Origin of the sequence: Luteibacter sp. RCC_6_2 (genome assembly GCF_041360655.1) — a bacterium.
In the GTDB taxonomy this organism is placed as follows: domain Bacteria; phylum Pseudomonadota; class Gammaproteobacteria; order Xanthomonadales; family Rhodanobacteraceae; genus Luteibacter.
This window is the reverse complement of the sequence record NZ_JBFUPQ010000009.1, coordinates 147230-162905: the sequence shown is the minus strand read 5'-3', so window position 1 is coordinate 162905 and position 15676 is coordinate 147230. Positions and strand designations below refer to the sequence as shown.

At 67.0% G+C, this 15676-nt stretch carries 10 protein-coding genes; 5 read left to right on the top strand and 5 right to left on the bottom strand.

What is annotated here, in order from left to right; all coding sequences use genetic code 11:
- Window positions 1-32 precede the first annotated feature (32 nt).
- Genes AB6730_RS11980 through AB6730_RS11970 form a run of 3 tightly spaced genes read left to right on the top strand, consistent with a single transcriptional unit; the run spans window position 33 to window position 5956 of the window.
- On the top strand, window positions 33-3236 hold the full coding sequence (locus AB6730_RS11980) for an efflux RND transporter permease subunit (protein WP_371023834.1): 3204 nt from the start codon (window positions 33-35) through the stop codon (window positions 3234-3236).
- Complete coding sequence (locus AB6730_RS11975) at window positions 3226-4425, top strand: efflux RND transporter periplasmic adaptor subunit (RefSeq protein ID WP_371023833.1); 1200 nt, start codon at window positions 3226-3228, stop codon at window positions 4423-4425. The genes AB6730_RS11980 and AB6730_RS11975 overlap by 11 nt, the downstream gene beginning before the upstream one ends.
- Before the next feature lie 46 nt (window positions 4426-4471).
- On the top strand, window positions 4472-5956 hold the full coding sequence (locus AB6730_RS11970) for an efflux transporter outer membrane subunit (protein WP_371023872.1): 1485 nt from the start codon (window positions 4472-4474) through the stop codon (window positions 5954-5956).
- A 283-nt stretch (window positions 5957-6239) separates the two neighbouring features.
- On the opposite strand, the gene tal is transcribed toward AB6730_RS11970, so the two are convergent.
- The 3 genes from tal to AB6730_RS11955 all read right to left on the bottom strand — a co-directional run bounded on the left by tal (window position 6240) and on the right by AB6730_RS11955 (window position 11052).
- A complete protein-coding gene (tal, locus tag AB6730_RS11965) occupies window positions 6240-7193 on the bottom strand; it encodes a transaldolase (RefSeq protein WP_371023832.1) in 954 nt (317 codons plus the stop codon).
- A 149-nt stretch (window positions 7194-7342) separates the two neighbouring features.
- The gene (locus tag AB6730_RS11960) at window positions 7343-9517 is read right to left on the bottom strand and encodes a primosomal protein N' (protein WP_371023831.1); all 2175 of its coding nucleotides are present in this window, start codon (window positions 9515-9517) and stop codon (window positions 7343-7345) included.
- 371 nt (window positions 9518-9888) lie between these two features.
- Window positions 9889-11052, bottom strand: a complete 1164-nt coding sequence (locus AB6730_RS11955) for a DUF3667 domain-containing protein (protein ID WP_371023830.1) — start codon at window positions 11050-11052, stop codon at window positions 9889-9891.
- Between the two features lie 87 nt (window positions 11053-11139).
- On the opposite strand from AB6730_RS11955, the gene AB6730_RS11950 reads away from it, so the two are divergent.
- Together AB6730_RS11950 and sppA are read left to right on the top strand one after the other, a co-directional pair.
- A complete protein-coding gene (locus tag AB6730_RS11950) occupies window positions 11140-12528 on the top strand; it encodes an MATE family efflux transporter (protein WP_371023829.1) in 1389 nt (462 codons plus the stop codon).
- 53 nt (window positions 12529-12581) lie between these two features.
- Window positions 12582-14501 (top strand): signal peptide peptidase SppA, encoded by a 1920-nt coding sequence (gene sppA, locus AB6730_RS11945; protein WP_371023828.1) that lies wholly within the window; start codon window positions 12582-12584, stop codon window positions 14499-14501.
- A gap of 61 nt (window positions 14502-14562) precedes the next feature.
- Here sppA and AB6730_RS11940 read toward each other — a convergent pair whose 3' ends face one another.
- Window positions 14563-14775 carry a hypothetical protein gene (locus tag AB6730_RS11940; protein ID WP_371023827.1) on the bottom strand — a complete coding sequence of 71 codons (213 nt, stop codon included), beginning with the start codon at window positions 14773-14775 and terminating at the stop codon, window positions 14563-14565.
- Between the two features lie 45 nt (window positions 14776-14820).
- Window positions 14821-15621, bottom strand: a complete 801-nt coding sequence (locus tag AB6730_RS11935) for an ABC transporter ATP-binding protein (protein ID WP_371023826.1) — start codon at window positions 15619-15621, stop codon at window positions 14821-14823.
- Window positions 15622-15676 lie beyond the last annotated feature (55 nt).

Sequence of the window (15676 nt, the reverse complement as noted above, 5' to 3'; positions counted from 1 at the left end):
GACGCAACATCGCGCTCGGAATCCGTCTTCCCATGATTGGCATCGTCCGGATCGCACTCACGCGGCCGTATACCTTCGTCGTCCTCGCCCTGCTGATCCTCATCATCGGCCCGCTTGCCGCGCTGCGCACGCCGACGGACATCTTTCCCGACATCAAGATTCCGGTGATCGCGGTGGTGTGGCAGTACAACGGCCTGCCGCCGGACCAGATGGTCGGACGTGTCTCGTCGCCGTTCGAGCGCGTGCTGACCACGACGGTGAACGACGTGGAGCACATCGAGGCCAGCTCGATCCAGGGCTTCGGCATCATCAAGATCTTCTTCCAGCCGACCGTCGACATCCGCACCGCCAATGCCCAGGTCACGGCCGTCGCGCAGACCCTCTTGCGCCAGCTGCCGCAGGGCACCACGCCGCCGCTGATCCTGAACTACAACGCGTCGACGGTGCCGATCATCCAGTTGGCGCTGTCCGGCGAAGGCCTCACCGAGCAGAACCTGGGCGACCTCGGCCTCAACATCATCCGTCCACAACTGACCTCCGTGGCCGGTGCGGCCATTCCGTTCCCGTTCGGCGGCAAGACGCGCCAGGTGCAGATCGACATCGATCCGCCGGCCCTGCAGGCACGCGGCCTGTCCGCGCAGGACGTGGCCAACGCACTGGCCGCGCAGAACCTGATCACGCCGGTGGGCACGCAGAAGATCGGCGAATACGAATACACGGTGCAGCTCAACAACTCGCCGTCGAACGTGGACGAGTTGGGCAACCTGCCGGTGAAGACGGTCAACGGTGCCACCGTCTTCATCCGCGACATCGCGCACGTGCGCGACGGCTCGCCACCGCAGACCAACATCGTGCACGTGAACGGCGACCGCTCGGTGCTGATGACCGTGCTGAAGAACGGCTCGGCATCCACGCTGGCGATCATCGCCGGCATCAAGGAGCGCGTCGCCGCGATGAAGGACGCACTCCCGCCCAACCTCAAGATCGCGCCCATCGGCGACCAGTCCCTCTTCGTGAGCGCGGCGATCGAAGGCGTGGCCCGCGAAGGCATCATCGCCGCGGCGCTCACCAGCCTGATGATCCTCCTGTTCCTCGGCAGCTGGCGTTCGACGGTGATCATCGCCACGTCCATCCCGCTGGCCATCCTCGGTTCCATCGCGGCCTTGTCGGCGATGGGCGAGACCATGAACATCATGACGCTGGGTGGCCTCGCGCTGGCCGTGGGCATCCTCGTGGACGATGCCACGGTGACCATCGAGAACATCAACTGGCACCTGGAACACGGCAAGGACGTCGAGACGGCGATCCTCGATGGCGCGGCGCAGATCGTGACGCCGGCCTTCGTCTCGTTGCTGTGCATCTGCATCGTGTTCGTGCCGATGTTCTTCCTCCAGGGCGTGGCGCGCTTCCTCTTCGTGCCCATGGCCGAGGCGGTCATGTTCGCGATGATCGCGTCCTTCATCCTCTCGCGCACGCTCGTGCCGACGATGGCGAAGTACCTGCTGCATCCGCACTCGCACGACGATCCGCACGGCGAGGGAAGGAAGCCGTCGCGCAATCCCCTGGTCCGTTTCCAGCGCCGTTTCGAGGCCCGCTTCGAAAAGATCCGCACGAGCTACCACGGGTTGCTCGCGCTCGCCCTGGCTCACCGGAAGGTATTCACCATCGGCTTCATGGCCTTCGTGGTGCTCTCCTTCGCCCTGGTGCCGATGCTCGGCCGCAACTTCTTCCCGTCGGTGGACTCGGGCCAGATCCTCATGCACGTGCGCGCTCCGGTCGGAACGCGCGTGGAGGAAAGCGCGCGCCTCTTCGCCGAGGTGACCGATGCCGTACGGCGGGTCATCCCGAAGGAGGAGCTCGGGACGGTGGTCGACAACATCGGCCTGTCCTCGTCCGGTATCAACAATACCTATAACAACACCGGCACCATCGGCTCGCAGGATGGCGACATCCAGATCGCGCTGAACGAAGGACATGCGCCGACGGCCGACTACGTGCGCCGGTTGCGCGAGCAGCTGCCACGTGAATTTCCGGGCACGACGTTCTCGTTCCCGCCGGCGGACATCATCAGCCAGATCCTGAACTTCGGTTCGCCCGCGCCGATCGACCTGCAGATCCGCGGCCCGAATCTCGCGGCGAACTTCGACTATGCGAGCCGCCTGCTGCGCGAGATCCGCCGCGTGCCGGGCGTGGCCGACGCGCGTATCCAGCAGTCGCGTGCCAACCCGACGCTCAACGTGGACGTCGACCGCAGCCGTGCGCAGCAGGTGGGCATCACCGAGCGCGACGTCACCAACAGCCTTGGCGTGAACCTCGCCGGTTCCAGCCAGATCGCACCGACCTTCTGGCTCAACCCGCAGAACGGCGTGTCCTATCCGATCGTGATGCAGACGCCGCAGTACAGCCTCGACAGCCTGCCCGACCTGGAGAACGTGCCGATCAGCCCGAGCACGGGCGCGGCCGGCTCGCAGATCCTCGGAGGCCTCGCCACGGTGTCGCGCGCGGCCACCAACGCGGTGGTGAGCCAGTACAACATCCAGTCGATGGTCGAGATTTACGCGACGACGCAGGACCGCGACCTCGGCGCCGTCGCCGCCGACATCCAGAAGATCATCGAGGCGAACAAGAAATTCCTGCCCAAGGCATCGACCACCGCCTTGCTCGGGCAGGTGCAGACCATGAACAACGCGTTCTCCGGGTTGATCCTGGGCCTGCTCGGCGCGATCGTGCTGATCTACCTGCTGATCGTGGTGAACTTCCAGTCGTGGAGCGATCCGTTCGTGATCGTCACCGCGCTGCCCGCGGCGATCGCGGGAATCATCTGGATACTGTTCGCCACGCACACCACCTTGTCGGTGCCCGCGCTCACCGGCGCCATCATGTGCATGGGCGTGGCCACCGCCAATTCGATCCTGGTCGTCAGCTTCTGCCGCGAACGGCTGGCCGAACTCGGGGACGCGACGGCCGCCGCCCTCGAAGGTGGATTCGTGCGCTTCCGCCCGGTGCTGATGACCGCGTTGGCGATGATCATCGGCATGGCCCCCATGGCCCTGGGCCTGGGCGAAGGTGGCGAGCAGAACGCGCCGCTGGGCCGCGCCGTGATCGGCGGCCTGGTCTTCGCCACGGCCGCCACGCTGTTCTTCGTCCCCGTCGTCTTCAGCATCATCCACGCGCGTCGTGGTCATCCGTCACCCACACCGGCGAACACCTCCGGAGAGCCTGTCCATGTCGCCTGATACCTTGCAAACCCCTCCGCCGCGCCGGCTCCGGCTGGCCGCCATCATCGCCGCGATCGTCGTCCTGGCCGTCGTCGTCGCCGGCGTGGCGACGCGCGCCAACGATTCGCGGAAGCTGCGCGAATGGACGGAATCGCAGTCCGTGCCGACGGTGAACGTGGTCACTCCCGAGGGTGGCCAGGGCGGTGGCGAACTCAATCTGCCGGGCCGTCTCCAGGCATACGCCCGTGCGCCGATCTTCGCGCGCACTAGTGGCTACCTCAAATACTGGAAGGCGGATATCGGACAGAAGGTGAAGGCCGGCGAGCTGCTTGCCGAGATCGAAACGCCCGACCTCGACCAGCAGCTGCTGCAGGCGAAAGCGGATCTCGCCAGCGCGCGTGCCAACGAGGCATTGGCGAAGACCACGGCCGCACGCTGGCAGGCCATGCGCGATTCCGACTCCGTATCCAAGCAGGAAGTGGACGAGAAGGTCGGCGACTACGATGCCAAGCACGCGCTCGCCCAGGCCGCGCAGGCCAACCTGGAACGTATCGAGGCACTGAAGGGTTTCGCCAAGCTCGTCGCGCCGTTCGATGGCGTGGTCACCGCGCGCGAGACGGATGTCGGTGCCTTGATCAATGCCGGGGGTGGCGGCCAGGAATTGTTCGTGGTGTCCGACGTGCGCAAGCTGCGGATGTACGTCAACGTGCCGCAGAACTACGCGCCATCCATAAAGCAGGGGGCCACCGTGAAACTCGCGGTGCCGGAATATCCGGGTCAGACCTTCACGGGTACCGTCGAATCGTCGTCGTCGGCGATCAACGCGGCATCCGGTACCACGCTGGTCCAGGTGTCGGTCGATAACGCCGACGGCAAGCTGCTGCCCGGCGGCTATGCGAGCGTCACCTTCGATCTTCCATCGAACGCGGCCTTGCTACGCGTGCCGGCGAGCGCCCTGGTCTTCGACAACTCGGGGCTGCGTGTCGCCGTGGTCGACGGACAGGACAAGGTGAAGTTCAAGGAAGTGACCATCGCCCGCGACTTCGGAAAGACCGTGCAGCTCGGCTCCGGCCTGGCTGCGGGCGAACGACTGATAGAGAGCCCGCCGGACGGCCTCGCCGATGGCGACACCGTGCGCATCAATCCACCGAAGAAGGCGGAAGGCGAGCAAGCGAAGAAGGCGGAAGGTGACCATGCCAAGGCCTGACATCGTCCCGATGGGAGCCGCTCCCTTGGTGGGGACCAGTCCCTTGGTGGGAGCCGACCCTGTCGGCGATTCGACCTTGCGGCAACCTGCCATCGCCGACAGGGTCGGCTCCCACCGGAGCTGGGCAGGTGCCAGCGTCGCGGCCGCCCTGATGTCGCTCGGCCTGTCGGCGTGCTCGCTCGCACCTGCCTACAAGACACCCGATGTGCCGGTGGCGGAGCGGTACGCGAACGCGGCCACGCCATGGACCGAGGCGAAGCCTGCCGATCACATCGACCGGAATGGCTGGTGGAAACTCTACGGCGATCCTCGTCTCGACGAGCTACAGGCGAAGCTGGTCGCGAACAATGCGACGTTGGCGGCGGCGCTTGCGCATTACGAGCAATCGGAAGCGTTCACCCGCCAAGTGCGCGCGGGCCTTTTCCCGCAGATCGGGTTGAACGGCAACGCCACGCGTAACCGCGAGTCCGACACGCGGCCGTTGCGCGGCGCCACGTCGCCTGCCTATTACAACTCCTACACGATCGGTGCCCAACTCGATTACGAGGTGGACCTGTGGGGACGGGTACGCGACAGCGTTGCCGCCGGCACCGCCGAACAGGCGGCATCGGCGGCCGACCTGGCCTCGGTGCGGTTGAGCCTCCAGGCGCAATTGGCCGACAGCTATCTCCAGCTCAACGGCTTCGATCGCCAGATCAAGGTCCTCAGCGAAAGCATCGATGCCTTCACCCACGCACTCGAATTGACCCAGTCACGCCACGATGGCGGCATCGCGTCAGGCCTGGACGTGGCACGAGCGCAGACCCAGTTGTCGAACGCGAAATCGCAGTTGACGCAGGCACAGGCGCAACGCGGGCTGGTGCAGCACGCGATCGCGGTACTGGTCGGCGATTCCGCGTCGACGTTCACGCTGGCGGCGGATGACGACGCCGTGCGCGTTCCCACGATACCTCTCGAAGTGCCTTCGCTGATCCTGCAGCGGCGCCCGGACATCGCGGCGGCCGAGCGGCGCACGGCCGCCGCGAACGCGCGCGTGGGCATCGCTCGTTCCGCGTTCTTCCCGCAGCTGACGCTCGACGCGCAGGGTGGCTGGCAGAGCAGCGCGTGGGGCAGCATCGCCACCGCGCCGAACCGATTCTGGTCGATCGGCCCGACCTTGTTCCTCAGCGTATTCGACGGTGGCCGCCGCAAGGCCGGTGTCGACGCGGCCAAGGCGGCGACCGAGGAAGCCGGTGCGCAATACCGCGGCGTGGTGCTCAACGCCTTCGCCCAGGTCGAGGACAACCTCACCCTGCTGCGCGACCTGGGTGCGGCCCTTACCGATCAGCGCGCGGCAGCCGACGCGGCACAGCGGTCGGTCGACCTGTCGCTCAACCGCTATCGCGAAGGTGCGGTGGGTTACCTCGATGTCGTCCAGGCCCAGACCGATGCGCTCGACGCGCGGCGCAGCGTGATCGACCTGGAAACACGTCAGCTGCGCGCCAGCGTGCAACTGATCCGCGCCCTCGGCGGCGGCTGGAGCAATAGCTAGTCACTCACCGGGGCCGATACCTGTCGCGCTATCGCCGCTGAAGCGGCTCCCACAGGAGCAGGCTGCCTGCTCTTGTGGGACAGGGCCCAGAGACTGCCTGCTCTTGTGGGAGCCGCTTCAGCGGCGATCCCGCGGCAGCGGGCCAGGGCGAGGCGAGCACCCATCGCCGACAAGTCGGCTCCCACAAAAGCGCTCTCCACAGGTTCGGAAATACCGCAAGAAAAAGGGGCCTTGCGGCCCCTTTTCGTGTAGCGGCTGTCGCGTGTACCGGCTGTCGCGTCGCTTAGAGCTTCGCGCCCAGCAGCTCTTCCAGCTTGCGCTGGTCGGCGGCGAACTTGCGGATGCCTTCGGCGAGCTTGTCGGTGGCCATCGCGTTCTCGTTGTGGCCCCAGCGGAACTTGGCCTCGTCGATCTTCGCGGGGCGATCCTCGCGGCGGCCGCTGTCCTTCAGCGCCACCGGCAGGTCGCCGGTGTTCTCGTCCAGTTCCTTGAGCAACTCCGGCGCGATGGTCAGGCGGTCGCAACCGGCGAGCGCCTGGATCTGGCCGATGTTGCGGAAGCTGGCGCCCATCACCACGGTCTCGTAGCCGTGCAGCTTGTACCAGTCGTAGATGCGGCGGACCGACTGCACGCCCGGATCTTCCGCCGGCGCATAAGTCTTCTTGTCGGTGTTGGCCACGTACCAGTCGAAGATGCGGCCCACGAAGGGCGAGATCAGGAACACGCCCGCCTCGGCGCAGGCCACGGCCTGTTCGAAGCTGAAAAGCAAGGTCAGGTTGCAGTCGATGCCTTCCTTCTGAAGCTGCTCCGCGGCGCGGATGCCTTCCCACGTGGAGGCGAGCTTGATCAGGATGCGCTTCTTGTCGATGCCGATTTCTTCGTAGAAGCCGATCAGGCGCCTGGCCTTGTCGATCGAGGCCTTCGTATCGAAGGAGAGGCGTGCGTCGACCTCGGTGGACACGCGGCCCGGGACGATCTTGAGGATCTCGCGGCCCACCAGCACGGCGAGACGGTCGCTGGCGTCGACCAGCTGCTGGTCGCGGCTGTCGCTCTGGCCCTTGGCCCACTGCACGGCTTCGTCGATGTAGCCGGAATACGTGGGAATGCCGGCGGCCTTCAGCAGCAACGACGGATTGGTGGTCGCGTCTTCCGGCTTGTACTTGGCGATCGCGGTGATGTCGCCGGTGTCGGCCACGACGGTGGTGATCTTGCGGAGTTGCTCGAGCTGAGTGGTCACGTTCGGGGTCCCGTTACCTGGTTAAGACTTTCATTGTCGCGCCGATCGCTTCGCAAATGTAGGCATCCGAAGGTATCGGTTCAGCGATATCCACACGATGTGTGAGCACGTCCGGTGCGAATCAAGCGGTGAAGGGCCACCGATACCGGCTAATAGAGATCGATCGGGTCCACGTCCAGCGACCAACGCACCTTGCGCGCCGCCGGCAAACCGGCGAGGGCATGCTGCCAAGGCCGCAGGAAGCCGTGGAGGCGCGCCCGGGACCCGGCCTCCACCAGCACCTGTCCGCGATGACGCCCCGCTCGTAGCGGCATGGGCGCGGGCATGGGGCCCGCGATGCGCAGGTCGCCGGGGTCGCCGATGGCCGCATGGGCCTGGGCAAGGAAATCGTCGACCTCGGCGCGACCCAGGGCGTCGGCACGCAGCAGCACCTGGTGCGCGTAAGGCGGCAGTTCGAGCAACCGGCGTTCCTCGAGCAGGGTGGCGGCCACGGTGGGGTACCCGCCACGGAGCAGGCCGTGAAGCATGGCGTGGTCGGGATGGTGGGTCTGCAGGAGGACGCTGCCGGGCTTGCTGGCCCGTCCTGCGCGGCCGGCCACCTGGACGACGAGCTGGGCCAGCCGCTCCCCGGCGCGGAAATCGACGCTGTGCAGGCCTTCGTCGACGCCGACGATGGCCACGAGCGTGAGGTTGGGCAGGTCGTGGCCCTTGGCCAGCATCTGGGTGCCGACCAGGATCGCCGGCTTGTCCTCGCGCAGGCCATCGAGGATGTCGCCGAAGGCTTCGCGCCGGCGCGTGGTCTCGCGGTCGATGCGCACCACCGGAATGTCCGGGAAGCGTTCCGCGAGCGCCTCTTCGAGCCGCTCGGTGCCTTGCCCTTGCGGACTGAGGTTGGCCGAACCGCAGGCGGGGCAGGCGGCGGGCACCGGCATGGTGTTGTCGCAATGGTGGCAGACCAGGCGGCGGCGCCCCGCGTGCAGGGTCATCGGCCGTTCGCAACGGGGGCAGTCGGCATGCCATCCGCAATCGTGGCAGAGCAGCACCGGTGCGTAGCCGCGGCGGTTGCGGAACACCAGGGCTTGCTCGCCGCGACCGACCGTTTCGGCCACGGCATGCACGAGCGTCGGCGACAGGCCGTGGTCCAGCCGCTGCGCGCGCATGTCCACGATCTGCACGCGAGTCGGCTGCGAAGCGCCTGGACGCACCCTCAAGACGAGGCGGCGATAGCGCCCCGCTTCCACGTTGCCGAGGCTTTCCAACGAGGGCGTGGCCGAACCCAACACCACCGGCACACCGAGTGCCCGCGCGCGCACCAGCGCGAGATCGCGGGCGTGGTAGCGGAAACCTTCCTGTTGTTTATAGGAGGCGTCGTGTTCCTCGTCGACGATGATCAGGCCAGCGTTCGGAAGCGGCGTGAACACCGCCGAGCGGGTTCCGAGCACGACCCGCGCCGTGCCATCGCGGGCGCGCAGCCACGCCCGGGCGCGCTCGCCTTCCGCCAGGTTCGAATGCAGCACCTCCACCGCCACGCCCAGGCGTTCGCGCAGGCGGCGCACGGTTTGCGGCGCCAGCCCGATCTCGGGCACCAGCAGCAGCGTCTGCTTGCCGTCGGCCAGGGCGCGCTCGATGAGGGCGAGATACACCTCGGTCTTGCCGCTGCCAGTGACACCATCGAGCAGGTAGGGCTGGAAGCCGCCGAAGCCCTCGCCGATGGCGGCGACGGCGGCGGCCTGTTCCTCGCTCAGCGCCGGGCCGGGGGCCGGGCGGGCGGGAAGCGAGGTTTCCTCGAGTTCGAACTTCTCGATGAGCCCGGCCTCGACCAGACGCCTCGCGGCGGCGCGCCACCCCGGCAGGGCGAAAGCGAGCTCGTCGGCGGCGCGCGGCCCGTCGTGGAGCGCCTCCAGCAAGCTGGCCGAACCACCCTTGCGGCTCTTCGCGTCGCGCGCGCTGCGGCCATGCATGGTCAAGGCCCAGACCTCGCGTCCTGTGGCCGGTAGCGGCCGTGGTTCACGCAAGGCCAGGGGCAAGGCGTTGGCGAAGGCTTCGCCCGGAGCACCCGCCCAATAGTCGGCCGCCCAGGCCAGCGTCGCGAGCAGCTCGGTATCGAGCAACGGGTAGGGGTCGAGCACCTCGGTGGCCCGCTTCAGGCGCTTGGTGCCCACCGTGGCCTCGGCGGCCGGATCGACCACCACGCCGACCATCTCGCCGCGCCCGAAAGGCACGCGCACGCGCGAACCGGCCTTCGCTTCACCCGCCGCGGGGGGCAGGTAGTCGAACAGGGTCAGCAGGGGGACGGGAAGGGCGACGCGGAGGACGGCGGTCATGCGAGGCCTAGTTTAACGGCATATGCCGATTCTGCTGGTCAATGATTGACCATCCACACATGGGTTTGCCCGCGAATGGCATCCCCCGAAAGAGGAACAGGAGCTAAGTGCCTGCCCCGAGAACGCTTTCCATCTTATCCACAAGTCCTGTGGATAACTCTGTGGATGAGCTTCGGATGGAGGCCATCCAAGGCGCATGGTTGAGCCATTGGGGTTAGCTTGGGTACATTTTAACCAAGCTGAAATATATTTCTAATTCATTGACTTACGAATAGGGTCCCGGTGCGGCTTCACTACTTGTCCATTGAGCCTTGACAAACGCGAAGGCCTCTCCGGCCCTGTGCACAACCACCCGCTCCTAGGAAGAAATCCTAGTGCGCCGCAGCGATGAGACCGGCCACGGAAAGGGCGAAAAGGACGAGCCAGAAATAGACGCTGCCTATCAGCCAGTACTTCACGAGGGTCATCGGCCAACCCTGCCGGTACACCCGCTTCTGCATCAGCAGGAGGTAGATCGGCATCCACACCCACATCGCCGCCTGGACGAGGGAAATGACCGATCCGGCAAAGGGCGCGTGCGGGCGGATGGCCTCCTTGGCGAAGCCCAGGATCATCAGGCCGAGCAGGGAGATGAACAGGAAGGCGTGGCTGTGCAGGGCCACGATGATGTGTTCCATGTAGAGCCGGCGGCGGAACGCGTAGAACAGCTTCAGGATCAGGGCGAACACCGGGATCATCACGAGCAGGGTCTGCGGGATCACCGAGAAGAAGCCCTCGATCACCCGGCGCAGGGCCTCTTCCTTCTGCGGCCCGCCCGCCTGGATCTGCACGATGTTCGCTTTCATGTGCGCGATGCCCACGGCGAGGCGGCGCGTCACGGCATCCGGTAGCCAGGCGATGTCGACGACCGTGGGCTGGCTGAACCAGCTGTTGTGCCGCCGCGTTTTTCCCGTGCCGGAGTCTTCCGCGGGGTCCGCGGCGATCGGCTCGGCCTTCAGTTCCGCCAGCCGACGGTTGGCCGATTCCCGGACCAGGTCACGGGCGGCGTCGAGACCCGGCTTTGCCGCGGAGGGTACGCCCGGCGCCTCCATCGCCTCCGTCAGATCCCGGCGCTGTTCCTCATAGAGTTCACGGACCTGCTCCGGCGTGGTCGCCTGCCGGATCGCGGCGATGTCGTCGCTGGCGGCCGGTTTGCCGTCCGACCCGCCGATATGCCGGTCACTGATCGCCAGGTGGACGAAGAAGAAGGCCAGCAGGCAGAACACGAACATCAGGCGGAACGGCGCGATATAGCGGACGCGGCGCCCGGCGAAGTATTCCAGGGTGAGGAAGCCCGGCTTCGTGTACAGGGGCGGCAGCGTGTGGACGATGCGCTCGTCGAGGTGGAAAAAGAGGTCGCCCGCGTCTTCGAGCATGTGCGAGACGGGCTTGATGACGCTCTTGATGGACTGGCCGCATTCGTGACAGAACTCGCCTTTCAGCTCAGCGCCGCAATTGGCGCACATCAGGCCGAGCGACGGCTTCAGTTCGTTCATTCCCAGGTCCCCGAGTTTTCCCCTTGCGAATTCGGATGATGGCACGGCAACCGCTACAATGGGCGGCCACCCATCGTCACTTTTCCCATGTCCATCGACCGCGCCCGCGCGCGGCGTGAGATCGGCGCCACCACCCGGCTGGCCTTGCCGATGATCGTCGCCCAACTCTCCGCCATCGGCACCAATGTGGTCGATGCCGTGCTCGCGGGCCACCAGAGCGCGCACACACAGGCCTCGGTGGTGACCGGTGCGAACATCTGGGTGCTGGCCATCGTCACCGGCATCGGCACGATGATGGCGGTGCCACCCACCGTCGCGCAGCTCGATGGCGCGGGCCGGCGTGGCGAGGTGGGGCCGGTGTTCCACCAGGCCCTGTACATCGCCTGGGGCCTGGGCCTGCTGCTGGGTATCGCTGTCTGGCACGCTTCGCCGCTGATGGTCCTGTTCGGCGTCGTCGAATCCATGCGTGCCGATGTCGAGGCCTTCCTCCACGCCATCTGCTTCGCCGCGCCGGCGCTGACCACCTACTTCGCGTTGCGCGGCCTTTCCGAAGGCCTCTCAATGCCGCGGCCATCGATGTATTTCAGTTTCGGTGGTCTCGTGGTGCTGGCACCGCTGGGCTACGTGCTGATGTACGGCAAGCTCGGCTTTCCCGTGATGGGCGCGCGCGGCAGCGGCATCGCCACGGCCATCGTGCTCTGGCTGGAGATGCTCGGCTTCGCCATCTACGTGCTGAAACACCGCAACTACCGCGACCTCAACCTGCGCGGGCGCATGGCGAGGCCGGACCGCCGGCAGATCGCCCAACTCCTGCATATCGGCCTGCCGATGGCGGTGACCCTGCTGATGGAAGCGGGACTGTTCGTCGCGGTGGCACTGCTGATCGGGCGCCTGGGCGAGACGGTCACGGCGAGCCACCACGTGGCGCTCAATGTGGCCTCGGTGGCGTTCATGATCCCGCTCGGCCTGTCCATGGCGATCACCGTCCGCGTCGGCAACGCGGCCGGGCGCCGCGACGTGGCCGGCGTGCGTTATGCCGGGCTTTCCGGCATCGCGCTGGTCCTGGTCACCCAGTTCGTCTCTTCCGGCATCATGCTGCTCTTCCCGGCGGCGATCGCCAGCCTGTACACGCACGATGCGGCGGTGATCGCGACGGCATCGCAGCTGCTCATACTCGCCGGGTTCTTCCAGTTTTCCGATGGCATCCAGGTGGCCTCGAACGGTGCGCTGCGTGGCCTGAAGGACACCCGCGTGCCCATGGCGATCACCCTGTTCGCCTACTGGATCGTCGGCATGCCGATCGGATGGTGGCTGACCTTCGGCCATGGCTTGGGCGCGCGTGGCATGTGGATGGGCCTGATCGCCGGTCTCAGCATGGCGGCCATCCTGCTTTTCGCGCGGTTCTGGCGGAGCAGCGCGAAGGGCCGCTGGCGCGACGATCCCGACACCGCGAAGCCCATGCCATTCCACACGTGATGCCAACGCACCGACGCGCTACGCTGCGCACAATCATCGAGGAAGCCGCTTAGATGCCGGATCGTTACGACACCGTGCCGCCGCCCCTGCCGGGCCGCCCCCAGCCGGTCCCGCCGCCGCGCCGCGGTGGAGGATTCGGCCGATTCATGCGTGGCCTCGGCCGTGGCATCAACCTCACCCGGCTGGTGATCATCAACGTGATCTTCTTCGGCCTGCTGGCGGTGTTCCTCCTGCTGGTATTCGTCGGCGGGCGGGCGAACCAGGTGGACGACAAGACCGTGCTGGTGCTGGCGCCCGAAGGGGCGTTGGTCGAGCAGTACAGCGCCGATGCGTTCTCGCGCGCCGTGGGCCGGATGTCCGGCGACGGCGTGAAGCAGGTGCAGGTGCGCGACCTCGTGCGCGCCATCGATTCCGCCGCCAAGGACGATCGCGTCAGCCGTATCGTGCTCCGGCCCGACAAGTTGCAGGCCGGCGGTTTCGCCGCCTTGCGCGAAGTGGGCGCCGCGCTCGACCGCTTCCGCGCCGCGGGCAAGCCGGTGCTCACCTGGGCGGCCAGCCTCGACCAGGGCCAGTATTACCTGGCCGCGCATGCCGACAAGGTCTACCTCGACCCGCAGGGCGGGGTGATGGCTACCGGCCTCGCCAACTACCGCCTGTTCTACAAGGACATGCTCGACCGCCTCGGCGTGCAGGTGCACCTGTTCCGCGTGGGTCAGTTCAAGAGCGCGGCGGAGCCCTTCATCCTCGACCATGCGTCACCCGAATCGAAGGAAGCCGACGCGTTCTGGCTCGGCGGCCTCTGGACCACCTGGATCGACGAAGTGGCGAAAATGCGCCACCTCGATCCCGCCGCGCTGCGCGCCGACGTCGACGGCCTCGCCGAGCGCGTGCGCGACGCGAAGGGCAGCCTGGCCGAACTGGCGGTGGAGGAAAAATTGGCGGACGGCATCGCCACCGAGCAACAGTTCGTGCAGATGCTGCGCAAGGAAGGCGTGCCTGCCGGCAAGAAAGACCAGGGTTTCCGCCAGGTCGACCTCGGCGGCTATCTCGCCGATCGCGGGCTGTCCAGCGTCGACATGCTGCAAACCGGTCCGGGCGTGGCGGTGGTCGTCGCCGAGGGCGAGATCACCGGCGGCAAACAGGCGCAGGGCACGATCGGCGGCGATTCCACGGCGGCGTTGATCCGCGCGGTGCGCAACGACCGCCGCACGCGCGCGCTCGTGCTGCGGGTGAACTCGCCGGGTGGCGAGGTGTATGCGGCGGAGCAGATCCGCCGCGAGGTCGAACTCACCCGCGAGGCCGGCATTCCGGTCGTGGTCTCGATGGGCGACGTCGCGGCCAGCGGCGGCTACTGGATCTCGATGAACGCGAACCGGATCTATGCCGAGCCGAACACCATCACCGGTTCCATCGGCATCTTCGGCATGTTCTTCACCGTGCCGGACACGTTGGCCAAGATCGGCGTGAAGAGCGACGGCGTCGCCACCGGCCCCCTCGCCGGCGCGTTCGACATGACCCGCCCGCTCGACCCCAGCGTCGGCGTGCTCATCCAGAGCATCATCGACAAGGGTTATCGCGATTTCGTCGGCAACGTGGCCAAGGCGCGCGGCAAGGATTTCGCCGCCATCGACGCGATCGCGCAGGGCCGCGTATGGACGGGCCAGCAGGCGCTCGAGCGCGGTCTCGTCGACCGCATGGGCAGCCTCGACGATGCCGTCCGCGATGCCGCGCAGCAGGCCAACCTCGGCAAGGATTTCAAGGTTCGCTACGCCGAGAAGCCGATGGGTGCGTTCGAGCGTTTCCTGACCAGCATCGGTGACAGTTCCGAGGCGCGCGTGGCGATGTCGTGGGGCCTGCGCCTGCCGTCGTGGGTCGCCCAGCTGCCCCGCCTGGCGCCGGAATGGGCGTTGTTCCGCACCGCGGAAGCCGGTAAGCCGCAGGTTTACGCTTACTGCTTCTGCTCGCCGCGCTGATCGAGAGCATCGCCGACCCTGTCGGCGATGGGCCGCGATACCCCAGCTATCGCGCGCCCGTCTACTGCGCCTGCGCCTCGACCGCCTTGGCCTGTGCCTTGGCCTGGTCGTCGACGACCTTCTGCACGTCCTGCGCTTTCTTCTTCTGCGCCTCCAACGAATCCCACGGCGTCTCGACACGCGCTTGCGGCGCCGGCGGTTCGTTCGGTTGCGGCGGCTTCGAACAGGCCGCGCAAGCGAGTGCGACCATGACGGGCAGTGCGATACGGATCATGACGCGGTCCTCCGGGGCTGCCCCGAGTCTCGCGCGGCTGCCGGGTCAGCGCAATCGCGCACCGTAGAAACCGTCGGTCCGTTCCACTTCCATGCGCCAACCGAACAGGTCGGACAGGTGCTCGTCCGCCAGCAGCCGGTCCTTGGTGCCCTGGTCGAACAACGCACCGTCGCGCAGCATCACCACGTGGCCGATTTCCGGCACGATTTCCTCGACGTGGTGGGTGACCAGCAGCAAGGTGGTGCCATCGCGCGCCAACTCGCGCAGCAGGTCGAGGAAGCGCCGGCGCGTGCCGGGATCGAGTCCGGCGCAGGGCTCGTCCAGCAGCAGCGCGCGCGGGCGGTGGACCAGGGCCCGCGCAATCAGCACGCGACGCGCCTCGCCGGTCGACAAGGTCGAGACATCGCGTTCCGCGAGGTGCGACGCGCCGACCCGCTCCAGTGCCTCCACGGCACGCAGGCGCATGCCATCGTCGACGGCGTGGTCGAGCCCCAGCGTCATCGAGGCGAAAAAACCGGAAAGCACGGCGTTCAACGCGACCTCGTTACTGGCCTCGAACTCCCGGCGCAGGTCCGACGAGACGACGCCGAGCAGCGAACGCAACTCGGCCACGTTCCAGCGATCGCGCCCGAAGATGCGCACCACGGCGGAGCCGTCGTCGTGGACGAGCGGATAGACCCGCCGTTCGATCAGTTTCACCAGGGTCGACTTGCCCGAACCGTTGGGTCCGAGGATGGCCGTGTGCTGGCCCTGGGCGATGGTGAGCGAAAGCCTGTCGAGCAACGCGCGGCCTTCGCGAAGGACGGTGGCGCGGTCGATGGAAAGCAGCGGTGTCGAAGTATCCATGGTCCCGAGCATACCGGCCCCTCGGACCCGGCGGCGATACCTTGTACGATCGTTG